The organism is Mesorhizobium subarcticum, from assembly GCF_055456085.1.
This window is the reverse complement of record NZ_CM144237.1, coordinates 188,740-212,885: the sequence shown is the minus strand read 5'-3', so window position 1 is coordinate 212,885 and position 24,146 is coordinate 188,740. Positions and strand designations below refer to the sequence as shown.

24 protein-coding genes are annotated in these 24,146 nt (G+C 60.7%); 10 read left to right on the top strand and 14 right to left on the bottom strand.

Going from position 1 to position 24,146, the window contains the following annotated elements:
* Positions 1-118 precede the first annotated feature (118 nt).
* The 3 genes from ACZYHG_RS00990 to ACZYHG_RS00980 are packed head-to-tail and all read left to right on the top strand — an operon-like array spanning position 119 to position 2,441.
* Positions 119-433 (top strand): PepSY domain-containing protein, encoded by a 315-nt coding sequence (locus ACZYHG_RS00990; RefSeq protein WP_464612149.1) that lies wholly within the window; start codon positions 119-121, stop codon positions 431-433.
* Positions 433-1,098, top strand: coding sequence for a response regulator transcription factor (locus tag ACZYHG_RS00985; protein ID WP_464612148.1), 666 nt, complete (start codon positions 433-435; stop codon positions 1,096-1,098). Before ACZYHG_RS00990 ends, ACZYHG_RS00985 begins: the two co-directional genes overlap by 1 nt.
* On the top strand, positions 1,098-2,441 hold the full coding sequence (locus tag ACZYHG_RS00980) for a sensor histidine kinase (protein ID WP_464612147.1): 1,344 nt from the start codon (positions 1,098-1,100) through the stop codon (positions 2,439-2,441). Before ACZYHG_RS00985 ends, ACZYHG_RS00980 begins: the two co-directional genes overlap by 1 nt.
* 7 nt (positions 2,442-2,448) lie before the next feature.
* On the opposite strand, the gene ACZYHG_RS00975 is transcribed toward ACZYHG_RS00980, so the two are convergent.
* The 11 genes from ACZYHG_RS00975 to ccoN form a co-directional block, all read right to left on the bottom strand.
* The gene (locus ACZYHG_RS00975) at positions 2,449-3,960 is read right to left on the bottom strand and encodes an FAD-dependent oxidoreductase (protein WP_464612146.1); all 1,512 of its coding nucleotides are present in this window, start codon (positions 3,958-3,960) and stop codon (positions 2,449-2,451) included.
* A complete protein-coding gene (locus ACZYHG_RS00970; RefSeq protein WP_464612145.1) occupies positions 3,957-4,673 on the bottom strand; it encodes an FAD:protein FMN transferase in 717 nt (238 codons plus the stop codon). Before ACZYHG_RS00970 ends, ACZYHG_RS00975 begins: the two co-directional genes overlap by 4 nt.
* 31 nt (positions 4,674-4,704) lie before the next feature.
* Positions 4,705-5,544 (bottom strand): FMN-binding protein, encoded by an 840-nt coding sequence (locus ACZYHG_RS00965; protein WP_464612144.1) that lies wholly within the window; start codon positions 5,542-5,544, stop codon positions 4,705-4,707.
* 358 nt (positions 5,545-5,902) lie between these two features.
* On the bottom strand, positions 5,903-6,058 hold the full coding sequence (gene ccoS / locus ACZYHG_RS00960; RefSeq protein WP_464612143.1) for a cbb3-type cytochrome oxidase assembly protein CcoS: 156 nt from the start codon (positions 6,056-6,058) through the stop codon (positions 5,903-5,905).
* Positions 6,055-8,340, bottom strand: coding sequence for a cation-translocating P-type ATPase (locus tag ACZYHG_RS00955; protein WP_464612142.1), 2,286 nt, complete (start codon positions 8,338-8,340; stop codon positions 6,055-6,057). Before ACZYHG_RS00955 ends, ccoS begins: the two co-directional genes overlap by 4 nt.
* The gene (locus ACZYHG_RS00950) at positions 8,337-8,834 is read right to left on the bottom strand and encodes a FixH family protein (RefSeq protein ID WP_464612141.1); all 498 of its coding nucleotides are present in this window, start codon (positions 8,832-8,834) and stop codon (positions 8,337-8,339) included. The genes ACZYHG_RS00955 and ACZYHG_RS00950 overlap by 4 nt, the downstream gene beginning before the upstream one ends.
* On the bottom strand, positions 8,831-10,396 hold the full coding sequence (gene ccoG, locus ACZYHG_RS00945; RefSeq protein ID WP_464614846.1) for a cytochrome c oxidase accessory protein CcoG: 1,566 nt from the start codon (positions 10,394-10,396) through the stop codon (positions 8,831-8,833). The genes ACZYHG_RS00950 and ccoG overlap by 4 nt, the downstream gene beginning before the upstream one ends.
* A gap of 163 nt (positions 10,397-10,559) precedes the next feature.
* Entirely contained in the window at positions 10,560-11,423 is an 864-nt protein-coding gene (gene ccoP, locus ACZYHG_RS00940) for a cytochrome-c oxidase, cbb3-type subunit III (protein ID WP_464614845.1), read from the bottom strand.
* Positions 11,424-11,425: 2 nt separating this feature from the next.
* On the bottom strand, positions 11,426-11,575 hold the full coding sequence (locus tag ACZYHG_RS00935; protein WP_464612140.1) for a cbb3-type cytochrome c oxidase subunit 3: 150 nt from the start codon (positions 11,573-11,575) through the stop codon (positions 11,426-11,428).
* A 12-nt stretch (positions 11,576-11,587) separates the two neighbouring features.
* Entirely contained in the window at positions 11,588-12,319 is a 732-nt protein-coding gene (gene ccoO / locus ACZYHG_RS00930; protein ID WP_464612139.1) for a cytochrome-c oxidase, cbb3-type subunit II, read from the bottom strand.
* A gap of 10 nt (positions 12,320-12,329) precedes the next feature.
* Entirely contained in the window at positions 12,330-13,940 is a 1,611-nt protein-coding gene (gene ccoN, locus ACZYHG_RS00925; protein ID WP_464612138.1) for a cytochrome-c oxidase, cbb3-type subunit I, read from the bottom strand.
* 61 nt (positions 13,941-14,001) lie between these two features.
* Between ccoN and ACZYHG_RS00920 the strand changes: the two genes are divergently transcribed.
* Complete coding sequence (locus ACZYHG_RS00920) at positions 14,002-14,601, top strand: hemerythrin domain-containing protein (protein WP_464612137.1); 600 nt, start codon at positions 14,002-14,004, stop codon at positions 14,599-14,601.
* A gap of 2 nt (positions 14,602-14,603) precedes the next feature.
* Here ACZYHG_RS00920 and ACZYHG_RS00915 read toward each other — a convergent pair whose 3' ends face one another.
* Positions 14,604-15,332, bottom strand: a complete 729-nt coding sequence (locus ACZYHG_RS00915) for a Crp/Fnr family transcriptional regulator (RefSeq protein ID WP_464612136.1) — start codon at positions 15,330-15,332, stop codon at positions 14,604-14,606.
* A 169-nt stretch (positions 15,333-15,501) separates the two neighbouring features.
* Between ACZYHG_RS00915 and hemN the strand changes: the two genes are divergently transcribed.
* Positions 15,502-16,851 carry an oxygen-independent coproporphyrinogen III oxidase gene (gene hemN, locus ACZYHG_RS00910; RefSeq protein WP_464614844.1) on the top strand — a complete coding sequence of 450 codons (1,350 nt, stop codon included), beginning with the start codon at positions 15,502-15,504 and terminating at the stop codon, positions 16,849-16,851.
* Between the two features lie 12 nt (positions 16,852-16,863).
* Here hemN and ACZYHG_RS00905 read toward each other — a convergent pair whose 3' ends face one another.
* Positions 16,864-17,295, bottom strand: coding sequence for a potassium channel family protein (locus tag ACZYHG_RS00905; RefSeq protein WP_464612135.1), 432 nt, complete (start codon positions 17,293-17,295; stop codon positions 16,864-16,866).
* A 303-nt stretch (positions 17,296-17,598) separates the two neighbouring features.
* Between ACZYHG_RS00905 and ACZYHG_RS00900 the strand changes: the two genes are divergently transcribed.
* The 4 genes from ACZYHG_RS00900 to ACZYHG_RS00885 all read left to right on the top strand — a co-directional run bounded on the left by ACZYHG_RS00900 (position 17,599) and on the right by ACZYHG_RS00885 (position 21,876).
* Positions 17,599-18,102 (top strand): putative pterin-binding protein, encoded by a 504-nt coding sequence (locus ACZYHG_RS00900; protein WP_464612134.1) that lies wholly within the window; start codon positions 17,599-17,601, stop codon positions 18,100-18,102.
* On the top strand, positions 18,099-20,288 hold the full coding sequence (locus ACZYHG_RS00895; protein ID WP_464612133.1) for an ATP-binding protein: 2,190 nt from the start codon (positions 18,099-18,101) through the stop codon (positions 20,286-20,288). The genes ACZYHG_RS00900 and ACZYHG_RS00895 overlap by 4 nt, the downstream gene beginning before the upstream one ends.
* Positions 20,289-20,291: 3 nt before the next feature.
* The gene (locus ACZYHG_RS00890) at positions 20,292-21,362 is read left to right on the top strand and encodes an HD domain-containing phosphohydrolase (RefSeq protein ID WP_464612132.1); all 1,071 of its coding nucleotides are present in this window, start codon (positions 20,292-20,294) and stop codon (positions 21,360-21,362) included.
* A 151-nt stretch (positions 21,363-21,513) separates the two neighbouring features.
* Entirely contained in the window at positions 21,514-21,876 is a 363-nt protein-coding gene (locus ACZYHG_RS00885) for a hypothetical protein (RefSeq protein ID WP_464612131.1), read from the top strand.
* Positions 21,877-22,463: 587 nt separating this feature from the next.
* Here the strand turns inward: ACZYHG_RS00885 and ACZYHG_RS00880 are convergent.
* Complete coding sequence (locus ACZYHG_RS00880) at positions 22,464-23,354, bottom strand: LysR family transcriptional regulator (RefSeq protein WP_464612130.1); 891 nt, start codon at positions 23,352-23,354, stop codon at positions 22,464-22,466.
* Positions 23,355-23,475: 121 nt separating this feature from the next.
* Between ACZYHG_RS00880 and ACZYHG_RS00875 the strand changes: the two genes are divergently transcribed.
* Entirely contained in the window at positions 23,476-24,144 is a 669-nt protein-coding gene (locus tag ACZYHG_RS00875; protein WP_464612129.1) for an NAD(P)-dependent oxidoreductase, read from the top strand.
* The last annotated feature ends 2 nt before the right edge of the window (positions 24,145-24,146 follow it).

Here is a 24,146-nt window from a genome sequence, read left to right as displayed (position 1 = left end):
GGCCATGATTGGACGCGATGATGCCTTGATATGAACCCTATGCTTGCTGTGGGCTGAGGATGACTGACAGCAAAATGAAAGCTTGAACGTGCGACATGCCTTGCCGATGAAAAGCCTATTGAAGCGTTTGGCGGTGCTGGGTCTTGCTGGCCTTGTCCTGGCCATGCCTATCGCTGCCCGTGCCGATCAGGACGATGATGGTGACCATGACCGGGCGCGGGATTTGTACGAGCACGGCGAAATCAAGGGCCTTGCCAATATACTGGATGTTGTCCGCGCCAAAGCACCCGGCGATGTCATCGCCGTCGATCTCATCCGCAAGGCCGACAAATGGGTGTATCGGTTCCAAGTCGTCGGAGCCGATGGACGGCGAAAGATTGTAGACGTCGATGCCGGGGCCGGTGTCATCATGCGCGATGGGGAAGGCGACTGATGAAGATCCTCCTGGCCGAAGACGAGCCCCGTATCGCAGCCGATATAGCGGCTTCCCTCAAGGCGTCCGGAATGGCGGTCGATATCGTGCGGGATGGCGAGGCTGCCTGGTTCGCCGGCGATGTCGAGAACTATGACGCCGCGATTCTGGATCTCGGATTGCCCAAGCTCGATGGTCTTACGGTCTTGAAGCGTTGGCGGGCCAATGAGCGCCGGTTTCCGGTTCTCATCTTGACCGCAAGAGGCATGTGGACCGAACGCGTGGACGGCATCAATTCCGGTGCGGACGACTATCTTCCCAAGCCTTTTGAGATGGAAGAGCTTCTCGCCCGCTTGCGGGCGATCCTGCGTCGGTCGGCCGGACAGGCAGCACCCGTGTTGAAGTCTGGTCCTTTGCTCCTGGACACGCGCCAGATGCGCATCTCGCTCCGTGGCATTCCCATTTCTCTTTCGCCGCTGGAATACCGGCTGCTGGCGTTCTTGATGCACCACGCCGGAAGGGTCGTGGCGCCTACCGAGCTTGCCGAGCATTTGTACGATTCAGGTAACGACCGCGACCCGAACACGATCGAGGTCATAGTTGCACGGTTGCGACGGAAGCTCGGCGGCGACATCATCGAAACGCGCCGCGGATTCGGGTATTTGATACCCGACGATCCTCGCTGATGGGCAACTCGATCCGCTTCAGGCTCTGGTTGGCAGCAACCATCTCGATCCTTGTTGCTCTCGCTGTCGCCGGTGCCGGTTTGCGCTATCTGTTCGAGTTGAATGTCGAACGGCGTGTGGTCAGCGAACTGACCGTCGACTTGAATGACCTTATCGGCGCGACCAATTTCGACGTTGATGGCCGTCTTTCGGTCCAGGCGGCCTTGGCTGACCCGCGTTTCGCCATCCCCTTTTCCGGTCACTACTGGCAGGTGCTGGATACCAACTCGGGCAGCCTGGTCCGGTCGCGTTCGTTGTGGGATGCGACGCTTGTCCTGCCTGAGCGCGCAACTGCTGGCGTGCTCAGAGAGATCAAGGAATTCAAGGGGCCGCAAGGGGAGCTCACCATCGCCGTCGAGCGCACCATTATCGACGCCAGCGGCCGGTCGTTTCGGGCCATCGTGGCCGAAGACCACCAAACCGTGAAGGAATCCGTTGACGGGTATGTCCGCGACCTGGCGCCTGCCCTGATCTTGCTAGCCATCGTGCTCATGGCTGCCTTCTTCATCCAGATCACCGTTGGCCTTGCGCCACTGGAGACCTTGCGGGCCGCCGTTGGAAGCGTGATTGCTCAGCGAACTGCACGGCTCGAGGTGACGGCACCAAGCGAGGTGCAGCCGCTCGCGGACGAAATCAATCGTCTTCTCGACGCTCAGGAGAAGGCCCTTGCGCGAGCCCGCTCACGAGCCACCGATCTGGCGCACGGTCTCAAGACGCCCCTGCAAGTGCTGTCGGCCGACATCCGCGCGTTGCGCAAGAAAGGCGAGACGGAACTGGCCGATGAGATCGAGCAGAGCGCCGCGGCGATCCGGCGCCATGTCGAGCGGGAGCTCGCGCGCGCCCGCCTTGCACCCGGCGTCTCCGGCAAGGCACCCTGCCTTGTGTCGGGCGTCGCGGCTGGCGTCATTGCCGTCGTCAAGCGGACGCCAAGCGGCAAGGAGCTTTCGTTCGAGCTGGATGTCGCGGAAGATCTGACGGCGCCAATTGACGAAGGCGACTTGTCAGAGATCCTCGGCAATCTGGTCGAGAACGCCGCGCGCTACGCAAAATCGTCAGTCTGTGTCGGTGCATCCACCGCCTGGGACGAAGTGGCCGTAACTGTTGCTGATGATGGCCCAGGTATACCAGATGCCGATCGCGAATCCGCCTTGTCGCGCGGCGTCCAACTTGACAGCAAGGGCGGCAGCAGTGGCCTTGGCCTGGCAATCGTTTCCGACATCGTCGAAGCTTACGGCGGACGCCTTGCCATGGCCAACGCCGATCCGGGCCTGGTCGTGACAATTTCCTTGCCGCGACACGGTTGAGCGCGCTTCAGGCAAACCCCGGGAAATAGTCGACCTTTATCTTCGAGCGGCGAATGCCCATGGCCAGCAGCTTCAGGCGCAGCGCCTTGACCATCGCCTGCGGGCCGGAAATGTAGAAGGTGCGCTCGAGGTAGTCGGGTATGGCCAAACGTATCAGGCGCTCGTCGATGTATCCGGGATATTGCCCGCGCTCGCCACCGCTCGCCACAGCGTGGATCGTCTTGATACCGAGTTCCCGCCTGGCCGCGCCAAGCACGTCGCGATAAGCGATGTCCTGCTGACCTTCGGTCCCGTAGAGAATGACGATCGGTCTCCGCTCCTTGCGGTCGAGGAGATATTGCAGCATCGAGCGGAACGGCGTGATGCCGATGCCTCCGGCGAGGAACGCGATCTTGGTTTCACGCCGGGCGGGCAGCGTGAAGTTGCCGGCCAGTTGCGCGGCGTGGATCGTGCTGCCTGGCTTCATGGTTATCAATTCGCGCTTGAAGGCGCTCGATTGCGGATAGAACTTGACGCCGAGGCGGATCGTTTCCTCCGTAGGCGCCGAGGCAACCGTGAAATAACGGCGGTTGCCGCGATTGTCGGCACGATCGAGGCCAAGCGTCCATTCGAGATATTGGCCGGCCTCAAAGGCAAGCTTGCGCGGCGACCGGAAGATGAAGTCAAAGCTGCCGACGGCCGATTGCTCGATGCGTTCCAAGGTCAGTACGAAGCGTCCCTTGGGGCCTGCTGCATAGGCAAACAGGTTGCCGGCAAGCAGCGCCAGTTCCGGTGTGAAATAGAACGAGCCGATATGGATGTTGGGCGCAAACAGAAAGCCGATGATGGCGGCAAAGGCGATACGCGGCCAACGCATCGTCGGCGCGGTCAGGGGCTCTGTCAGCATCACGAAGGCAAAGAACAGCAGAGGCGACGAACCCAGTGTCTCCGTGAACGCGGTCCAGTATTGCGATGGGGCCGTGGTTGCCAGAATGGTCGCCAGCGCCACGACAACGAAGGTCGAGACAAGGTCAAGCCGACGTAGTTTGCGGACAATGAGCATGCCGCCGATGAGCACGAGCGGAAGCAATGGCAGATTGCTGCCGACCCACCAGGTGGCTGGTTGGTCGAGCAGCAGCGCGGACAGCGCCACGCCCAGAGCAGCCGGGTTGAAAAGGTGCTTGCGGCCGATGGCGAGAATGAATTTGGATGAAATCGCCCAGACGGCCGCGAATGCCACCGCCGCGATCCCCTTTATGTCCGTGACCGCCACCGGATCGAGGATGAGCGCCAGGATGAGCGCGGTGATGTAGACGAACTCGTTGTTGGCCGGGACTGCGAAGACATGCGCAAAGACCTTGTTGGTGATCCAGCAGGCGGCCAGGGCAAGTGCTGTCGTGAAGGCAAGCGCAATGGGATCATGTGGCACCAGCTTGACAAAGCCGAGCACGAACGCCGTGCCGACCAGCGCCATCAGATAGTAGAGGACCAGCCTGTACATGGTCAGGTGATCGAGAAATCGGTCGATGGTCTTGATCATGGCAGGCACAGGGCTCCGAACCCGGTTGTCGGCGTGGCACGGCCATTGGCGTCGACGACATAGCCCTCCAGGCCAGGCGTCTGCTCGATGAAGAGAATGCCGTCCCGCCCCATGGCGAAGGCCGCAGTGGCGAAACGATCGGCTTCGAGCACATCGGCGCCGATGACGGTCAGGCTGACAATGTCCTGGATCGGACTGCCGAGCCCGTGCGGGTTATAGATGTGTTGGCCGCGTACATAGGTGCCGGAGGTTGCGACGCCGCGGCCGCGGGGATAGACGATCTTTACGATCTCGTCGGCGTTGAATGGATTTCGGATGCCGACGCTCCATTCCTGACCTGAAGCATTCTTGCCGCCGGACTGGATGTCGCCTCCCGCCTCGATGAAGAAATCGCTGATGCCGGCTCGCTGAACGATGCCTGCCGCATTGCGGATGGCCCAGCCCTTGACGATGCCGGAAGGATCCAGCGATCCATCGGGCTTGCGAATATCGAAGTATCCGGCCGTTTCGTCTTTCGTCTGCCTTGCGATGGCCATCACTTCAATCATCTCGCCGCTCCAGTCGACGACGGGAACGTCGCCGCGGTTGATCGCCGCGATCTCGCTGTCGCCCCGGTATGTGCTGAAGCGCCGGTCGATATGCTCGAGATAGCCGAAGACCGTGTCGATCAGCTCACCGGCCGACGTGCCGCCGATGTCGATCGTGATTGGCATGCCCATCAAAATCCGCGTGTCGCGCATGGCACTACGACGACGCTTTCTTCAGCGCGCCGCGCAGCGACTGGATGAAAGCCCTGCTGGTCAGCGTCGCGCCCGAGATAATGTCGACATTGGCGCTTTGGGCGCTGATCGCTTCGTCGCGCAGCATGGGCAGCGCCTGCCGGTTGATGCTGATGGAGGTGCGGCGGTCGGATGGGTATTTCAACACTTTGAGGGCCGTCAGGCGGCCGCCCTGGATGGAAGCCTGAATCTGGATCAGCCCGTAATACGCATCCGTTACAGGACCCGTATAGGTGCCATCGACAAAACCGTGCGCGGCCGTTTGCGTACCGACACTCACGGCTGGCTTCATGGCGGCGCGGACGACCCGGGCGGGTGCTTGCGAATAGTCCGGCCTCGGTTGCGGAATGGGTATGTAAACGGCCGGGGTGATGACGAAGGTCGGCGTTGCAGGTCCGGGAGCATCGGGTTCGGAGGCAGTTGGCATGTGCGCCGGGGAGAGCGCCTGGGCGGCTTGCGCCTGCTTTGCCGCGGGTGCCTGCTTCGGTGTCGGTGTCGGTGTCGGTGTCGGTGTCGGTGTCGGTGTCGCAATGGCGGCGGTTGTTTCCGTGCCGATCGCAGGCGGAGTGCTGAACCGCGGCTCAAGCTGGACGCTCTGCTGGCGAATGACAGGCATGGTCGGAGCCGGCACGGGGGCCTTCTGGGCTGGCGCCGCGGGAATGATTGGCTGCGCGGCATCTCCCGCCGCAGCGTCGGTCGGCAGCGGCGAGCCGAGCATGTCGTCGGTGGCGGCCTTGCCGGCCTGATCCCACACATAGGCGCCAGAGGCGGCAATCACGAAAAGGGAAAGGGCGATCTTTTTCATCTGCATTGCATTCCAGCTTGGTGCCTGTGGCGAATCCGGTCTGGGCCACCTCGAACGCAATATCTCACGCCAGAGCTGACAATTGGCTGTCAGCCCGTTTCGGCCAGTTTACATCGATTGTTCATTCCGAGTTTGCGCCAGCGCAAATCATCGCCGGTCACATCAGGCTGAACAGACGGTGTTCGCCGACCTGTCCAGCCGGATTTCGGCGAATTAGGCAGCATGCGATAAGCCTGCCTGCGATACTCGCGGCAGGCATGGCCGGAATGGACCGCGGGAGGCCGTTCTTTCGGCCCTTTTCATTTGGGGATGCGGATCCTGTCGGTTTTCGACCGGGCGAATCTATTCCGGTCCCGTGCTATTTTGGTCCCTTGTTGTCGCGGTCGATCAGGATACGCTCGGCCGCCCCGTCCAGATCCTCGTATTGACCGCTTCTCAGAGCCCAGAGGAAGCCGGACAGCCCCAGCGCGCCGAGGAAGAGGGCAACAGGTATGAGGTAGACGAGAATCGTCATGAGGGCTTTGCCAATCCCTTGCCGATGCGTCCGCCGCGCCGGGCATTCCTGACCGGTGCGTTTGTCGCAAATCCTTGCAGTCGCAACGCATTTCCAATGACAATCAGCGATGAGGCCGACATGGCTATCGCCGCTATCAAGGGCGTGACGTGCCCGAGGATGGCGATCGGCACGGCGATGGCATTGTAGATGACCGCGATGGCGATGTTCTGCCGGATCAGGCTTCCGGCCCTGCGCGAGACGTCCAGTGCGAGAGGAACTGCCAGAAGACTTTCGCGCAGGAAGACGAAATCGGCCGCGTTGCGGCCAATGTCGGCGGCGGTGGCCGGAGCTATCGAGACATGCGCCGCGCTCAGCGCCGGCGTGTCGTTGAGGCCGTCGCCAACCATGAGAACCCTGTGCCCGTCCTTGGCAATGGTTTCGATGCGTTCGACCTTGCCTGACGGCAGCAGGCAAGGAACGAAGTTGTCGACACCCAGTACTTTCGCAACCTCGGCGCAGCCTGCCGCGGTATCGCCCGACAGCATCTCCACAGACACCCCGGCATTGTTCAATTGCTCGATCGCCTTTCTGGCGTCGGCACGCAGCGCGTCCTCGAAATCAAAGGTCGCGACAATGTACCCATTCTTTGTCAGAACCGTTCCGCCATAGCCATGTTTGCCTTCGCCACCAGTCCGGGCCTTCCATCCAGCCCATCCGCGACGACCCAGTCGCCAGGTGCTTCCGGCATCAGTGGCTTCGATACCAAATCCAGGGTGTTCGGTGACGGCATCGAATCTATGTTGCCCGTCAAGGGTGGCACAACCGGCGATGGCTCTAGAAAACGGATGGCGGGAATGCGCGGCCATGTCCGCCGCGATTGCCAGCATGGCCGGGTCGATCGATGACGCATTGATAAGCCGGGGCTGTCCGAGCGTGAGCGTTCCGGTCTTGTCGAACACTGCGGTATCAATCGTCGCCAGGCGCTCCATGGCCGAGCCGTCCTTGACCATGATGCCGTTCTCGAACAGGCGCCGCGCGGCGACCACCTGCACGATCGGCACGGCAAGGCCGAGCGCGCAGGGGCATGTGATGATGAGCACCGCGATGGCGATCGTTATGGCCCGGTGCCAGTCGCCCGTCGCCGCCATCCAGCCGACGAATGTCGCGAAAGCGGTGAGGTGCACCACCGGGGCATAGAGTGCTGACACACGATCGGCGATGCGGCGATAATGCGCCCGGCCGCCCTCGGCGGCTTCCATCAGGCGAACCATTTCCGCCAGAAAAGAATCCTTCGCGGCGGCTGTCGCCTCGATCGTCAGCGAGCCGGTAAGGTTGAGCACGCCGGCCTGCACGCGCTCGCCCGGCGCCACGTTTCGGGGGGTACTCTCGCCTGAGGTCAGCGAACAGTCGAGATCCGATGTCCCCTGAATGATCGTGCCATCGACGGGGATCCTTTCGCCGGCAGCGATCAGCAGCTGCATTCCTGGCTCGATCTCGCCAACTGGCAGATAGTCGCGGGCGCCATCGCTACGCAGCACCATGGCGCCCCGTGCGGCCAGTTGCGACAGGCCTTTGACGGCAGTGCGGGCCCGTTCGCGCATGACGTGATCCAGCGTGCGGCCGATCAACAGGAAGAACAACAATGACACCGACGCGTCGAAATAAGCGTGGTCGCCATGGTTGATCGTCTCATAGAGGCTCATGGCGTAGGCCAATGAAACTCCAACCGCGATGGGCACGTCCATGTTGATGCGGCCGTGGCGCAACGCGTTCCAGGCCGAGCGGAAGAAGATGCCGCCGGCGAAGGCCAGCGCTGGAATGGCTATCAGCGCCGAGACCCAATGGAACAGGTCGCGGGTTGCTCCTTCGGCGCCGGACCAGACCGAGACCGAAAGCAGCATGATGTTGCCCGCTGCAAAACCGGCAACGGCGACGGCGCGGATCAGCTCGGCGAGCGTCTTGTCCTTGGTATCGGTTTCGGCTTCGAACAGGTGTGCCTGATAGCCCAGCCGTCCCAGCGCGGCGACGAAGGGTGGCACAGCGTTGCCGTGCCACCGGATCGCGACCCGTTTCGTCGACAGATTGACACGCGCGCCTTCGACATTGTCGAGCTTGGCCAGCGCCGTCTCGATCGTCTGGATGCAGGCGGCGCAGTGAACCGTGGGGACTGAAAGGTCAGTTTGGCTAAGACCACCGCCGAGCGATCGGCTCGCCAACCTGATCTCCTGGCTTGATGGCAGGACGGACAAGCTGCTTTCCAGATCCAGCGCCATTTCGGCTCCCGGTGCACAACAGCTCATTGCAGCGCTCCGTGGGAAATCATGATCCTGCGGACCTCGCGGTAGGGCTTGGCGAGACCGGCATCGGCATCCACCTCGACGATCCAGACGCCATCCTTGGGCATGTGTTGGGCGGCGAATTCCTCGCCCATGGCGAGGGCGAGCGTGACGGCCTCATCCTCTTTTTCGTAGGCTGGATGGCGAAACAGCACCTTGACCCCATGCAGAGGAACCGGCTTGCCGGCGGCATCGGTGAGGCCGTAACGGACCTCGCCCCATGCGATGGTCAGTTTGCCGGTCCAGCCCAGGGCAGCCTGGGCGCGCCCTTCCGCGGCCTTTTTGTTGAATTCCTGGCTCGCGACATAGGTGTTCTCAACGACAAGGCCGGTCCAGCTCGTGTTGGCGAGCGTCGCCATGGTCAAATTGACCGCTATGACCACGCCGAAAAAGGCAAGGATGGTGGCCAGCATGTGCTTGCCGGTAAACTCGCGGGACTTTTGCGCCTTGGCCGTCATCTGGCGATCTCCGGTGCGTTGAAGGCGGCTGTGTATTCGTCCGACTCGAAGCTCGCCCTGTCGTCGACCCGGAACTTGAACGTCTGCACCGCGCCATTGATTTGATCGGCCGGCTGACGCACGAAGACCTTCAGCATCTTCAGCCGGTCGGGCTCGACCGAAACGGAAACCGAACGGCCAACGGGCAGATCGATGCCGACGACGCTCATCTCGGCCCCCTCCAGGCCCTGCATGGTGAGGACGATCGTCCTTGGCTCAGGGATCATGTTGAGCAGCTTGACGGTGTAACCGTTGCGGATCGAACCGTCCGATAGCGTGACGAACTGCGGATTGCGGTCATGCAGCACGTTGATTTCGAGCCGGTCGCGCGTCAGCAGCGAAAAGAGCAGTCCGAGGCCAATCAGCGACCACAAGCCCATATAGACGTAAGTGCGTGGCCGAAAGATCTTGCTGATATGGAAATGCGCCACCTTGTCGGAGAGCAGGCCCGCAGCCGTTCGGACCAGCGAAGGATCGACTGAAGTGGAGCCGCCCACGGTCGCCAGCATCATGTTGGCGTTGTAGTCGGAGAGCGTCGCGTAGGAGATCAGCCCGCGCTCCTTGCCGAGCTTGTCCATGACGCTGTCGCAGGCGTCGATGCAAAGCGCGCAGGTGATGCATTCAAGCTGCTGGCCGTCGCGGATGTCTATCCCCATCGGGCAGACCGCGACGCAGGCATTGCAGTCAACGCAGTCGCCGGCGGGCTGTCCCGCGGCAAGGACTTTCTTGGCGTGACGCGAGCGCGGTTCGCCGCGCCAGTCATTGTAGGTGACGGTGAGCGAGTTCTCGTCGAGCATGGCCGCCTGGATGCGCGGCCACGGGCACATATAGGTGCAGACCTGTTCGCGCATCAGCCCGCCGAACGCATAGGTCGTCGCCGTCAGCACGGCGACGGTGATGTAGGCGATTGGCGCCGCGGTGCCGGTGAAGAGTTCGCTGACCAGCGTCGGCGCATCGGCGAAATAGAAGATCCAGGCGCCGCCGGTCGCTGCCCCTATGATCAGCCAGATGGCGTGTTTCGATACCCGTAGCATCAGTTTGCGGGCGGTCCAGGGACCGGCGTCGAGCTTCATGCGTGCGTTGCGATCGCCCTCTATCGCACGCTCGACGACCAGGAACAGGTCGACCCATACGGTCTGCGGGCATGTGTAGCCGCACCAGGCGCGGCCAACGGTCGATGTGATCAGGAAGAGACCGACGCCCGCCATGACCAGGAGGCCCGCTACAAAGTAGAATTCCTGCGGCCAGATTTCGATGAAGAAAAAGTAGAAGCGCCGGTTGGCGACATCGAGCAGCACGGCCTGGTGCGGGGCAAATGAACCGCGATCCCAGCGCAGCCACGGCGTCAGGTAATAGATGCCAAGCGTGATCGTCATTACCAGCCATTTGAACTGGCGAAAGTTGCCCGAGGCGCGCTTTGGGAAGATCTTCTTGCGCGCGGCATAAAGCGGCTGACGGCTCTTGGCGGAATTCACCGCTTCAGCTTCCAGCCGCTCTACCATCGTCTTGTCCAGCACGATCATCTCCAGGTGTGCAGCCGGTAATTTGAGTGCGCTCAACACCATGCCGCCAGATGGCCTGCCGCACGTTGATGCAGGTCAAACCGGTCGTGGGAAAAAGGTCGAGGCCCGGACAAGCCGGGCCTCGTCGCCTGCGCGGTGAGGGGCAGGGAATAGGCCCCCGTTCCTATTCCCCACCGCCAAGCGAATGGACGTAGACGGTCAGCTCCTTGACCTTGGTTTCCCCCAGGCGCGCACCCCATGCCGGCATCACGCCCTGCTTGGGGGCGCGAACCTGGTTCGCGATCGATGTTTCGCCCGACCCGTAGAGCCAGATAGCATCGGTCAGGTCGGGCGCGCCGAATTCCTTGTTGCCTTTCGCCTTGTCGCCATGACAGGCCACACAATTGTCGGCAAAGACCTTTGCACCCGGCGTGATCAGACTTGCATCCCGGACCTTTCCCGACAGGCTGGCCACATAGGCGCTGACCTGGGCGATCTGCTCGGGGGTGATGATGTCGCCAAAGGCCGGCATTTCCGAGTTGCGCGTATCCGGGTCGGATGCGAAGCGGATGCCGTGCGTGATCGTCTGCTGGATCTGCTCGGCCTTGCCGCCCCACAGCCAGTCATCGTCGTTCAGGTTGGGAAAACCCTTGGACCCTTGAGCGCCAGAGCCGTGGCACTGGGTGCAATTGACCTTGAAAGCCGCGCCACCTGCAGCGATGGCGAATTCGCGTAACGCATCGTCTGCCGTGATCTCGGAAACGGTTTTCGCTTGAATTGCAGCGACGTATTTGCCCTTGGCAGTCTCGGCCGCCGCCAGCTCGTTGCCGACGTCGTTACGGCTCGAATAGCCGAGCACGCCCCTGGTTGCCGAGTGAAGCAGCGGCCATGCGGGGTAGGCGATGGTGTAGCCGATCGCCCAGGCAATGGTGACGTAGAACGTTAGGATCCACCAGCGGGGAAGCGGGTTGTTGAGCTCCCTTATACCATCCCACTCATGGCCGGTGGTTGAGACGCCGGAGACCTCGTCGATATGCTCGTTGCTCATCATCAGTCATCCTCAAGGGGGATCCGGGCAGCTTCGTCGGCGAGCTTGCGGCTACCGGGCCGAAGCGCGAAGACAATCGCCCCGACGAAGAAAAGCGCCATGCCGACCAGGCCCCAGCTGTCGGCAAACTCCCGCATCAAATTGTAAGTCATGGATAAAACTCCTTAGCGGTAGCCTGCGGCATCGTCGTAGTTCTTGAAGTCGACGAGGGTGCCAAGTATCTGCAGATAGGCGACGAGGGCATCCATTTCGGTGACCTGTTGCGGGTTGCCGTCGAAGTCGCCGACCTTGGCTTTGGGATAGCGGGCCACGAGGCCGGATGTGTTTGCATTGGGATCGGCCTGCGCCATAAGGTCGGCATTGGCGTACGCAATCATGTCATCGCTGTAGGGAACGCCGACGCGCCTGTTGGCGATCAGATGCGTGGAGAAATCCTTGACCTCGATCGGTGCGTCCTTGAGGAACGCGTAACTCGGCATGATCGATTCCGGCACCACCGAGCGTGGGTCGGACAGATGCTGCACATGCCAGGTGTTCGAGTAGCGGTCGCCGACCCGGGCGAGGTCCGGCCCGGTTCGCTTCGATCCCCACTGGAACGGGTGATCATACATCGACTCGGCCGCCAGGCTGTAGTGGCCATAGCGCTCGACCTCGTCGCGGAACGGCCTGATCATCTGGCTGTGGCAGAGGTAGCAGCCCTCGCGCACATAGATATTGCGCCCGGCGAGTTCGAGCGGCGAGTAAGGCCGCATGCCTTCGACCTTCTCGATGGTGTTGTCGAGATAAAACAATGGTGCGATCTCGACGATGCCGCCGACCGTCACCACCAGAAGGGAGCCAACAAGAAGAAGCGTGGCGTTCTTCTCGATGATCGCGTGTCTGTCCATCAAGCCCATTTTTGGCTCCTCACTGTGCGGGCTGAAGGGCGGGAACAGAGCCCGGCATTGGCTCCTCCTCGCGCTGGTGGCCGAGGATGGTCATGGCGATGTTCCAGGCCATGATCAGGGTGCCGGAGAGGTACATCGCACCACCGATGGCGCGCATGACGTAGTAGGGGTGCATCGCGGCGACGGACTCGGCGAAGGAATAGACCAGGAAGCCCTGCTCGTCGTATTCGCGCCACATCAGGCCCTGCATGATGCCCGACACCCACATCACGGCGGCATAGACAACGATACCGAGCGTCGCCAGCCAGAAATGCCAGGTGACCAGCCGCAGCGAATAGAGCCGTTCGCGGTTCCACAGCTTCGGAGCCATGTAGTAAATGGCGCCAAACGAGATCATGCCAACCCAGCCAAGCGCACCGGAGTGCACGTGCCCGATGGTCCAGTCGGTGTAATGCGACAGCGAGTTCACCGTCTTGATCGACATCATCGGACCTTCGAAGGTCGACATGCCGTAGAAAGCGATGGCCATCACCATCATGCGGATGATCGGATCGGTGCGCAGCTTGTCCCAGGCACCGGACAGCGTCATCAAGCCGTTGATCATGCCGCCCCATGACGGCATCCACAGCATGATCGAGAACACCATGCCGAGCGTCTGCGCCCAGTCGGGCAGGGCGGTGTAGTGGAGGTGGTGTGGACCGGCCCAGATGTAGAGGAAGATCAGCGCCCAGAAGTGAATGATCGAGAGGCGATAGGAGTAGACGGGCCGGTTCGCCTGCTTGGGCACGAAGTAATACATCATGCCGAGGAAGCCGGCTGTGAGAAAGAAGCCGACGGCGTTGTGGCCGTACCACCACTGGATCAACGCGTCCTGAACGCCGGAGAAGGCGGAATAGCTCTTCGAGCCGAGGAACGAGACCGGCATCGACAGGTTGTTGACCACGTGCAGCATCGCCACGGTGATGATGAAGGACAGGTAGAACCAGTTGGCGACGTAGATATGCGGCTCCTTGCGCTTCAGGATCGTGCCAAGGAACAAGATGAGATAGGCGACCCAGACGATGGTCAGCCAGATGTCCACATACCATTCGGGTTCAGCGTATTCGCGGCTTTCGGTGATGCCGAGCAGATAGCCGGTAGCGGCCATGACGATGAAAAGCTGGTACCCCCAGAAAACGAACCAGGCGAGATTGCCGCCGAACAGGCGCGCGCGGCAGGTTCGTTGCACGACATACATGGATGTGCAGAGAAGAGCATTGCCGCCGAACGCGAAGACCACCCCGGACGTGTGCAAAGGCCTCAGCCGGCCGAAATTGAACCAGGGCTGGATGTTGAGATCGGGATAGGCAAGTTGCAGCGCGATGACCACGCCGACCAGCATGCCGATGACACCCCAGAAAATGGTGGCAATCGTGCCGTAGCGGATTGGTCCATCCATATAGGCGGACGGGTCGACCGCGACCGCCGGCGCGAAGCTGGTGTTGCGCAGAAGGATGGCGATAAAGCCGAGCAGAACGAGAACCAGCACCCACATATGCTGGCGAAAAGGCTCGTCCACGCCGAAGCCGGCCGCCACCAGTGCCGCGAACGCAAATAGCCCCAATAAGACGATTTCCGTGCCAAATTTCATAAGATGTCCCCGACGTCTATCCCGATCCACGGTCGCAATCCGCAGGACAGCAATTCAGCACTTGCTCCATCGTCGCCTTGATCCATGTCAAAGCCATTTGCTTTTGAATTGGGCAGCCTTGGTTCTGCAAACGACTAGGAGGTTGCCGTTGAACTCGCAGACAGGACAAGGATCGTTTCCGCTGCAAACAGACGTCAACAGTTCGATGCCGTCCGGTCGATCCGACACGAAGGCGGCGTCAGCCGCGGTGATGAGACGTGCGCATCTGGAAAAACTGCGGCTCTGCGATGCCTTGGAAAGCATCGCGGATACCTTGCCCAGGGTCGATACTTTGGCATGCCTGGTTGCAGCAAACGCAATCGTCCCGCTGTTGCGCAACAGTCATCAATACGAAGAGACGGTCATCTTCCCCGCCTTCGAGACCGCGTTGGCCAGCCGCGATGCCCCCCTTGATTCAGCCCGGCGATTGCGCGTCGAACATGTCGAGGACGAATGCTTTGCCGGTGAGGTGACCGAGATTTTGCTGGCGATCGGCCACGGCAAGGCGATCGATAATGCCGAGGCCGTTGGGTTCATGCTACGCGGGTTCTTCGAAAGCCTGCGCCGGCATATCGCCTTTGAAAGCGAGCACGTCTTGCCGATGATTGGGGTCGTCGATTAATTCTAAGCGCCGGAGCGGCGCTGCAGACGCGTCAAGCTATCGACTGTGACATGCCGATTGTTCTCGATCCGGACCACGCCATCTGATCGCAGCCTGGTCAGTTGGCGGCTGACTGTCTCGATCGTCAGACCGAGGAAATCGGCGATGTCGGCGCGGGTCAAAGGCAGGTCGAAACGCGTCGACTGGGCGGCCGGGTCAAGCGCGGGGTCGATGTTCCTGGCGATCATCAGAAGAAAGCTCGCCACCTTTTCCGAAGCACTTTTGCGCCCCAGCGTCACCATCCAGTCGCGGGCGTCATCGAGCTCGTTCAGTGTCTGCTTGAGCAGACGATGCTCGAGTTCCGGCGACTCCTTCATCATCCGTTCGATGGCGGCCCTTGGAAACGAGCACAGGGAGACGGGGGTTGCGGCTTCGGCGTTGATCGCGCTTTCCACCCTGAAAGGCCGCCCCAGAAAATCGGGGGCGAACTGGAGGCCGACAATCTGCTGGCGTCCATCCGAAAGGCTCTTTGTCAGCTTGACCACGCCGGAGAGCAAATTCGAATAGCTGCCGACGGTTTCGGCGTCGCCTATCAATTCCACGCCTGGCTCGACGTTGTGCCTGGACGAGGTCTTGGCAAGCCCAGCGAGTTGCTCGGGATCGAGCGCGCCGCAGACGCCGCGATGCCGCGCCTCGCAGGATTGGCAAAGCACGGGAATGCCCGAACTGTGGATGTCCTGGCGCATTGTCATCATGATTATCCAAGGAATCCTTGACTGCGGGCAAGATCGTATCGGCGACCGGATAGCCTTGCAGCAGTTTGCACGCAGCCGCCTTGACCGAAATCAAGGCGGCGACAGGGGCCAGCAGCCAGAACTTATTCCTGCAAGAGTCAAGCTTGCAAGGATGATGGAAGGCAAAATGAAACCGGAACTGGCTGCCAGATTTGGTGAGAGTGTCCCGCGCTACACCAGCTATCCGACCGCTCCGCATTTTCACCCCGGCGTGGATGTCGCCATCCAGCGGGGCTGGCTGGAAGCGATCGGAAGCGGTGACGGGATTTCGCTCTATCTGCACATCCCCTATTGCGACAGGCTGTGCTGGTTCTGCGCTTGCCATACCAAGCAGACACGCCATTACCAACCGGTGACCGCCTATCTTCGTTCTCTGCATGCCGAGATCGCAACGGTCGCTGGTCTCGTCGCCGGCAGGGGTCATGTGCGCGCCGTGCATTTTGGCGGCGGTTCGCCAACCATGCTTAAGCCGGAGGATCTGGTCGCGCTGGGAGCGGTTTTGCGCAAAAACTTCGAATTTCTCCCGGATGCCAGGATCAGCGTCGAGATCGATCCCAACGATATGGATGACGCCCGCCTCGACGCTCTTGCCGAGATCGGCATGACCCGGGCGAGCCTCGGCGTGCAGGATTTTGACCCGAAGGTGCAAAAGGCAATCAACCGCGAGCAGAGTTTTTTGCAAACCAAAGCGGTCGTCGACGGCGTTCGTTCGCGCGGCGTCGAATCGGTCAATCTGGACCTGCTCTATGGCTTGCCGCACCAGACCAGGGAGAGCGTCTCCTCTACGGTTGTGCAGGCGTTGACCCTGGAACCGGATCGGATGGCATTGTTTGGCTACGCACATGTGCCGTGGTTCAAGAAACATCAAACGATGATCGACGAGGCTTGGTTGCCGGGCCCGGCAGAGCGGTTTGCCCAGTCGCAACTGGCCGCTTGTCTTATGCTGAACGCCGGATATCAAGCCGTCGGCTTCGACCATTTCGCCAAGCCCAACGATTCATTGGCCGTAGCCGCTCGAACCGGCTGCTTGCGCCGCAATTTCCAAGGCTACACCGAGGATCGCTGCGAAACACTGATTGGTCTTGGCCCATCGTCCATCAGTCAATTTCGCCAAGGCTATACGCAGAACATGCCGTCGACCGCGGAATACGGACGCATGGTCTCGGACGGTGGGCTGGCGACTGTTCGCGGTATCGAGCTTTCCGAAGACGACCGTGTTCGAGGCTGGATCATCGAGAGGCTGATGTGCGACTTCGCCTTCTCGGCGATCGACCTGGTGGAGCGCTTTGGCGAAGCCGGCCAAAGACTTCTGCTCAAGGCAAGTTCCACCGCTCTTCGTGACCCCGAGGGCTTGCTTGAACTTGATGGTGACCGCTTCGTCGTGCCAGCGGAAAACCGCCCCTTTGTCAGAAGCGTCGCGGCGAAATTCGACAGATATCTCGAGACCGGCAAGGCCAGGCATTCTGTGGCGGTCTGAGTGTCGAACTGGTCAGAAATGTTCCCCGGCCTTGAATGGGCCGATACGGGTGCCGGCCGCGATGAGGTAAGCGGTCGACCAGCCGATGAGCAAGAACCCGTTCACGCCTTCGAGCGCTGCCAGGACGCGCCATGAATGGGCAGGCACGATATCCCCATAACCGACGGTCGAAAAGGTAATGGTCGAAAAGTAGAGCGCGGTTTCGAAGTCGTCGAAAATCTCCAGCAACATGTATAGGCCTGCCCAGAGCCAGACCTCGGCCGTCATGACCGCGAAGAGCCCCATTACCACGCTGATCATCGCGACGATGCGGCTGCGGCGGCCATGCATTCGGAAATAAGCCACCATATGGGTCATCACGCGGGTGACGGCGATGAGACCAAAGGTGTGAACAAGGACCGTCAGACTAATGGCGATTGTGCCGACAAGCAGGTTCGCGAACATGCCCGAAGCGTAGCGCCGCGAATGCAGCTCGCCTTTGCGCGAAATCAATCCAGACGACTTGACGCTGCTGCCGGCTAAATTTGACTATATGCACAATCCCTCAAATAGCCTTTACCGAATTGAAATCTGTCCTCGGTAAGACCAGATGATAACCTCGGACGATCGCCACCAGGCGAAGGCATGATGCCGCCCCGTCCGCGCCGGTATGAGGCCGGCAGTTGCAATATCCTTGCACAATAGAGACGCCACAGTTGCGTCCCGTGCCGCCGCCGCGACCAGCGCCGGCTCCCGAAAGGCAAGTCCATGAAAGTCCTGATTGCGGTTGCGCTGCTTGGCGCGCTGCCGGTCTCCAACGCCATGTGCGCACCCCTCGAAGTGCCGAAGGGCAACGTCGTTCTGACGGTTACCGGCGACATCCAGAACACCAACACTCAACACACGGCAACGTTTGACATGGCGATGCTGCAGGCGCTCGCCGGTCGGGAGGCCATCATGGACACGCCATGGACCGACGGCGCCACTGAATTCGAAGGCCCCTACCTGAAGGCCATTCTCGAGGCCGCCGGCGCTCACGGCAAGACCTTGCGCGTCAAAGCCCTCAACGACTATTCGGCCGACGTGCCGATGGGGGACGCGACCGATTACGAAACCATTCTCGCCGTCAGGATGAACGGCAAGCCGATGTCGGTTCGCGACAAGGGTCCGCTGTTCATGATCTATCCTTTCGACAAAAACCACGAGCTCTACAATGAGAAGTACTTCTCGCGCTCGGTGTGGCAGATCAAGGAAATCGAGGTCGTCGATTGAAACCCGAATTGATCGAGAGCCGCGAGGCGGTTCGCAAGGCCGGCAAGGCGACGCGTTATCTGATCGTCGTCTCGGTCGGCCTGATGGTTGCACTGGGGGGCGCCTTCGCCCATTTGGCGGCTCGGCAGAACACCCTGCAGGACGGTATTCGCGAAGATGCCTTATGGGCGGTCTATCAGCTCGACCGGGAGAGCCGCACCCTCGCGCAGGCGACCGACAAGCTGATCAGCAAAAGCAGCGTCAAGTCCGACGAGGTCAAGGCACTCAACCTGCGCTATGACATCCTCTATTCACGGCTCTCGATCCTGGACAACTCCAAATACGCATCATTCTTCGAGAGCAGCGAAACCTTTCGCGGCGTGCGCATGCAGGTGCGCAACATCGTCGTCGGTCTTGAACCGCTTTTTGACCGGATGGCTGCCGATCAGGTGGTCGATCAGGCCTCTCTCGTCGCTGCCTCCGAGGCACTCGGCGGCTTGCTGAAAGTCACCGAGTCCCTGCTCAGCTACACCAACGCGTCGGTTTCGGCCGCGCGCGCCGATGCACGCGACGAGGTCATGCGGCTGCAGCAGCTCTCCGCTACCGTCGTTATGGCTCTTGGCTGCTCGATCGCCTTGTTGATACTCAATCTCATGCGGCAACTGCGCATCGTCCAGGTCACCAGCCGCCAACTCGAGGCCACGGCCGACGAACTGGCGACCGCCTATCGCGCGGCCGAGATCGGCAACCGTGCAAAATCAGAATTCATGGCCACCATCGGCCATGAAATTCGAACACCTCTCAACGCGATCCTCGGCATGTCGGAACTGCTATCGCGCTCACAGCTAGCCCCTCGCGACCGGGAAAGCGTTCGCGTCATCACGAGTTCCGGCGAGGCCTTGCTTGAAGTCATCAACGAGATCCTCGACTTCGCCAAGATCGAGCACGGCGAGCTCGCCGCCGAGACTGTTCCTTTCGATGCGCCGGCAATGCTGCGCGATGTCGCCAGCGTCATGGAGGGCAGGGCGGGCGAGCAGCGCGATCGCATCGAGATATCAAACGGCTGCGTGGCTCATGCTGGATGGTATGTCGGCGATCCGACGCGCCTGCGGCGCGTGCTACTCAATCTTTTGAGCAACGCGGTCAAGTTCACCGAGAATGGGCTGATACGCCTCAGCGTGGCCGAATGCCAGGACGGGACGTGCCTACGATTTCAAGTGTCGGATACCGGCATCGGCATCCCGATGGAATCGCGCCACCGGCTGTTCATGCCGTTCAGCCAGGTGGATGGAACCATCAGCAGGCGCTTTGGCGGCACTGGGCTCGGCCTTGCCATCTGCAAGAAAGTTGTCGAGGGGCTCGGCGGGTCGATCGGCGTCGACAGTGCCGCCGGGGTTGGATCCTGCTTCTGGTTCGAGGTGCCGGCCCGTCGCAGCGATCCACCCCTTGTCTCGAAACCACAAGCTGTCGTGCTGCCATCGTTCGACATCCTCGTGGTCGAGGACAATTCGATAAATCGCGAGGTGGCGCAGCAATTTCTCGAGTTGCTGGGGCAACGCGTGACTTTCGCCGTGGACGGTCGTGAAGGCGTGCGCCTTGCCGCCGAACGGCAGTTCGGCCTCATCCTGATGGACATGCAAATGCCTGTCATGGATGGCATCGAAGCGACCCGGGCGATCAGGGCGTCGGGCAGCGTCGTGCCGATCATAGCCATGACCGCGAATGCGTCGGATGACGATCGCCGGCGCTGCATCGATGCCGGCATGAACGGGTTCGAGGCCAAGCCGATCACCATGGCGAGGCTCGAGCATTTGCTGGATGAGCTTGCTGAACCCGCCGAAAAAATCGCGCCCCTCGCGATCCGTCCGCAGGGTGGTGAGCGCCACGAGGGCGCCATTCCCGCGGATCTGCGCGCCCGAGAATTGATCGAAATTCTCGGACAGGACGCGTTCGACCGTCTGATGGATTCTTTCCTGGAGGACTCCGCCGCACTGCTGGGCGACCTGCATCGCGCAATGTCGACTGGCGACCGCGCGCTCGCCGACAGAACCCTTCATTCCCTCAAGGGCGCCGCGGCCAATATCGGGCTGACGTCGCTCGCGGCTATTGCGGAGGAGGGAGGCGCTCGTCCACTCGATGTCGAACTGACCAGCAATATCGAGCGCGAAATGGCTCGTATCGAGCGCAGCGAAAAGAGAGCCGCCTAAGCAATGGACGGAGCCATCAAAATTTTGATCGTGGAAGACAACCGCACGAACCGGATGCTAATGGAAATGCTTGTCGGGCAGATCCCGAATTGCGTGGCCATCACCTACGCGGCGCCGGTTGACGCATTACGCGATCTACCCACCATCGCGTTCGACCTAGGCATTGTCGACTATCAGATGCCAGGCATCAACGGCATCGAACTTATCGATCGAATCCGGTGTGATCGGCGGTTTGCCGATACGCCATTCGTCATGGTGACAGCCGATAGCGATGCCGCCACGCGCATCGACGCGATCCATGCTGGCGCCACCGAATTTTTGCACAAGCCCATTGAGCCCGTGGAGTTCAAGGCTCGCATGAGGAACTTGGTCAGATTGTGTGAAGCTCAGAGAGAACTCGTTCATCGAGCGGAGTGGCTGAAGGTTGAAGTTGACAAGGCCACCCAGGAGTTGCGCGAGCGCGAGGAAGAGATCATCAAGCGCCTGACCCTCGCCGCCGGCTACAAAGACCGGGAAACCGCCATGCATACGACCAGGATGGCGCATTACAGTTCGGTTTTGGCCAAGCATCTCGGGTTCTCCTCCGACCAATGCCGCGACATCCTTTTGGCGGCGCCCATGCACGACATCGGCAAGGTCGGGATTTCAGACGCCATCCTTCTGAAACAGGACCGGCTCAGCAGTGCCGAGAAGCTGCGTATGAACGAACACACGCGGATCGGTGGCGCCATCCTCGCAGGATCGACGTGCGCCCTGCTTCAACTCGCCGCGAAAATTGCCGAAACACATCACGAGCGTTGGGACGGGACAGGTTATCCAAATGGATTGAAGGGCAAGTCAATTCCGCTGGTCGGACGCATCGCCGCGGTTGCCGACGTCTTCGATGCGCTCACCTCCGCACGCCCCTACAAGGAGGCTTGGCCTGTCGATCGCGCATTTGCGTATATCGGGGAGCAATCCGGAACGCATTTCGATCCGGAGTGCGTGCAAGCGCTGCAGGCTGCGGCCGGTGAGTTCCTTGACGTGAAAGCCGCCTATCCCGATGACCCGACCGAGAAACGCTACATAGCCTGAGCTCAAGGCTTATGCGCTGAGGCGCTGGTCAACGCTTGGTCTCCTTGCGTTTCGTTTCAGCAGGAGAGGTCCGACGATTGCGCCAGATCAATGCCGAACCAGTCGCTTCCGTGCGAAACCGGCCAGACAGGCACGGGAGCACACCTACTTCATGTCCACTGGCATCAGCAAGATGATCCGTATGCCGCTTGCCAAGGCTGTGCCTTATGTCAGCGAAAAATTGGCCGATCACGGTTTCAAGGTGGTTCAGTCCGTTGGAATGAGGAGCCAGAAGCGCGCCCAGGACGGCTCCAGAACGGGCGGCTTTCGGGTGCTCGGAGTGTCCAATCCCGATGTCATGTACAAGGCCAGCAATGGAGTGGCTATCGCTGTCTGGTGTAACGTGCTGCTGTCGGAAAATGGTGACAATGCGGTCAAGGTCCTCGCGGTAGATCCGTTGCCCTCAGTGGCCGCCTCGGATCCTTCTGCAATGGATGTCCGAGTGGCGCTTTCAAAGGCGATCCACAGTCTTTGAACCGCAGTTGCGAACGATGTATCGCCAGCTACCGATAGGAGTTGGGCCTTATCCACGAGCTGCGCGAAGGATAGGTCTCAGGTGTCGCGATTTCGCGTTAGGCCACCTGCGAGATCATACGGAAGGATACGCGAAGACTCTGATTTTTTGCGCACGGAAAGCCAGTGAAATCATCATCTAGATGATGTCCGGCGAGTCCAACATTCCACTTTGGACAATGGGCGTTTAGCTCGGCGCGGCGGAAGGAAGCAGGATGGCGCGTGGAGTCGACGTTACGGATGTCACACTGCATAGCGGCGGCTTTGACCGCATACCTCTGGCTGCGCCCACGAGGCAGCAGTAAATGTGCTACCTATTGTGATGCAAATCGAGCTCGGAAGAAGAAATAATATAGCAAAAACAATATCTTAAATGAGGGATCGATCCCAGCCAACGGTACCATCGGCTATTTTTCTAAGTTATTGATTTTTCTGGAGAATTTAACGCAATCTACGCTCCCGCTTGCGCCATTCTGGCCTTTTGTAATACCGCCGTTGATTTTGCGGTTTAGGGCGTATGAGGTCGTTGAAAGGTATGAGCGCGACACATTATTTGTCGATATAGGCGGCCAGTTCGTCAGGGGACCCCTTTGGGAAGGCCTCCTTGAGATAGTCCAGAAACGCTGACACCCGAGCGCTCAACAGCCGCTTGGACGGGTAGAGCGTCCAAAGGACAATGTCGGGTCCCTCGATCTCGCCCCAATTTACCAGCGTGCCGCGGGCCAGGTCATGGCTGACCAGCGACAAGGGGAGGCGGGCGGCGCCGACGCCGGCTCGCACCGCGTCCCGGACCATAACAAGGGATGATAGCGCCAGGACAGGCTCGATCATGATTGGGGTCGGGCCGGTGGCGGTCAGCACTTGCCACGTCAGTCGATCGCTCGTCGATCGAACGACGGCGGGCGCTGTCGTGTTCCCCATGGGCGGAGCGAGATCCGGGCTCGCTGCGACCACCAGTCGATCGTGCAGGAACGCCCGTCCGACAAGGGTCTCATCCGGATTCGGGTTTACGCGGATCGCCAGATCAAACCCCTCCTCGATCATATCCACGGCGCGGTCTTCCGTGGAGACCTCGAGCCGAACTTCCGGGTATTTCAGCGCAAAACCGGCGGCGATCTTGCCCATTGCGGTTTGAGAAAAAAGCAATGGTGCACTTATCCGCAGTTTGCCTCGCGGCTTCTGTCCGCCCGAGGCAATCGCTGCTGCGGTTTCGTCCAGTTCGGTCAGCAAATGGCCTGCCCGTTCGTAAAGCGCCCGCCCCTCCTCGGTCAGTTTGAGTGCCCGCGCGCCACGCTCGACAAGTCGCAATCCCAGGCCAGCCTCAAGTTCTGCCACCCGTCGCGACAAAGTCGCCTTGGGGCGTGTGGCGGCCCGTGCTGCACGGCCGAAGCCGCCATGGCGGGCCACGAGCACGAAATCCGCGAGAGCCAGCAAATCCATCTGTTCCACCAATGAGACGTTGTGTCCAACATTAGCGTCTATCGCATCGCCTGTGAACCACTCATATTGACGAGAACAACCTACCCAACTGCAAACATCTCACCCAACGAGGAACAAAGCCATGACCAAGTCCACAAACGACAATCCCCACGCCGCGCAGACCAAGATATTGGTTTTGGGGGCGACGGGGCCGACTGGCCGTCTCATCGTCAGCCAGGCATTGGCACGCGGATATGAGGTGACGGCACTGGTCCGATCTCCCGAAAAAGCGGCGGATATGAAGGGCGTTCGGCTTGTTGTCGGCGACGCCCGCGACGAGAAGACCATGCGCCAGGCCGTCACCGGGCAGGATGCCGTCATCAGTGCCCTGGGCACTCCGGCCAGCCCGTTCAAGCAGGTGACGCTGCTCTCGACCGCGACCCGCGCGCTCGTCAAGGCAATGAAGACGGAACACATTTCGCGCCTGATCACCATCACCGGGATGGGCGCGGGCGATAGCGCCGGCCATGGCGGGTTCCTGTTCGATAACGTGATTTTCCCGCTGCTCCTGCGCAACGTCTATGCGGACAAGAACCGGCAGGAAGCCGTCATCCGTGAGTCCGACCTCGATTGGACGATCATCCGGCCATCCGTTTTGAACAAAAAGGCGGGACGCGGCAATGTCCGCACTCTAACCGATCTGTCCGGCTTCCATGGCGGGACCATCTCGCGGGAGGACGTTGCGAAATTTGTCCTCGACCAGGTGCATAGCGACGCCTGGCGGCATCGTTCGCCACTGATTACATCGTGAAG

What these genes read in the sequence shown, in the direction of transcription:
- ACZYHG_RS00985 (WP_464612148.1), top strand. Translation starts at nt 433, where the DNA reads ATGAAGATCCTCCTGGCCGAAGACGAGCCCCGTATCGCAGCCGATATA.
- ACZYHG_RS00980 (WP_464612147.1), top strand. Translation starts at nt 1,098, where the DNA reads ATGGGCAACTCGATCCGCTTCAGGCTCTGGTTGGCAGCAACCATCTCG.
- ACZYHG_RS00975 (WP_464612146.1), bottom strand. Translation starts at nt 3,960, where the DNA reads ATGATCAAGACCATCGACCGATTTCTCGATCACCTGACCATGTACAGG.
- ACZYHG_RS00970 (WP_464612145.1), bottom strand. Translation starts at nt 4,673, where the DNA reads ATGCCAATCACGATCGACATCGGCGGCACGTCGGCCGGTGAGCTGATC.
- ACZYHG_RS00965 (WP_464612144.1), bottom strand. Translation starts at nt 5,544, where the DNA reads ATGAAAAAGATCGCCCTTTCCCTTTTCGTGATTGCCGCCTCTGGCGCC.
- ccoS (WP_464612143.1), bottom strand. Translation starts at nt 6,058, where the DNA reads ATGACGATTCTCGTCTACCTCATACCTGTTGCCCTCTTCCTCGGCGCG.
- ACZYHG_RS00955 (WP_464612142.1), bottom strand. Translation starts at nt 8,340, where the DNA reads ATGAGCTGTTGTGCACCGGGAGCCGAAATGGCGCTGGATCTGGAAAGC.
- ACZYHG_RS00950 (WP_464612141.1), bottom strand. Translation starts at nt 8,834, where the DNA reads ATGACGGCCAAGGCGCAAAAGTCCCGCGAGTTTACCGGCAAGCACATG.
- ccoG (WP_464614846.1), bottom strand. Translation starts at nt 10,396, where the DNA reads ATGATCGTGCTGGACAAGACGATGGTAGAGCGGCTGGAAGCTGAAGCG.
- ccoP (WP_464614845.1), bottom strand. Translation starts at nt 11,423, where the DNA reads ATGAGCAACGAGCATATCGACGAGGTCTCCGGCGTCTCAACCACCGGC.
- ACZYHG_RS00935 (WP_464612140.1), bottom strand. Translation starts at nt 11,575, where the DNA reads ATGACTTACAATTTGATGCGGGAGTTTGCCGACAGCTGGGGCCTGGTC.
- ccoO (WP_464612139.1), bottom strand. Translation starts at nt 12,319, where the DNA reads ATGGGCTTGATGGACAGACACGCGATCATCGAGAAGAACGCCACGCTT.
- ccoN (WP_464612138.1), bottom strand. Translation starts at nt 13,940, where the DNA reads ATGAAATTTGGCACGGAAATCGTCTTATTGGGGCTATTTGCGTTCGCG.
- ACZYHG_RS00915 (WP_464612136.1), bottom strand. Translation starts at nt 15,332, where the DNA reads ATGACAATGCGCCAGGACATCCACAGTTCGGGCATTCCCGTGCTTTGC.
- hemN (WP_464614844.1), top strand. Translation starts at nt 15,502, where the DNA reads ATGAAACCGGAACTGGCTGCCAGATTTGGTGAGAGTGTCCCGCGCTAC.
- ACZYHG_RS00905 (WP_464612135.1), bottom strand. Translation starts at nt 17,295, where the DNA reads ATGTTCGCGAACCTGCTTGTCGGCACAATCGCCATTAGTCTGACGGTC.
- ACZYHG_RS00900 (WP_464612134.1), top strand. Translation starts at nt 17,599, where the DNA reads ATGAAAGTCCTGATTGCGGTTGCGCTGCTTGGCGCGCTGCCGGTCTCC.
- ACZYHG_RS00890 (WP_464612132.1), top strand. Translation starts at nt 20,292, where the DNA reads ATGGACGGAGCCATCAAAATTTTGATCGTGGAAGACAACCGCACGAAC.
- ACZYHG_RS00885 (WP_464612131.1), top strand. Translation starts at nt 21,514, where the DNA reads ATGTCCACTGGCATCAGCAAGATGATCCGTATGCCGCTTGCCAAGGCT.
- ACZYHG_RS00880 (WP_464612130.1), bottom strand. Translation starts at nt 23,354, where the DNA reads ATGGATTTGCTGGCTCTCGCGGATTTCGTGCTCGTGGCCCGCCATGGC.
- ACZYHG_RS00875 (WP_464612129.1), top strand. Translation starts at nt 23,476, where the DNA reads ATGACCAAGTCCACAAACGACAATCCCCACGCCGCGCAGACCAAGATA.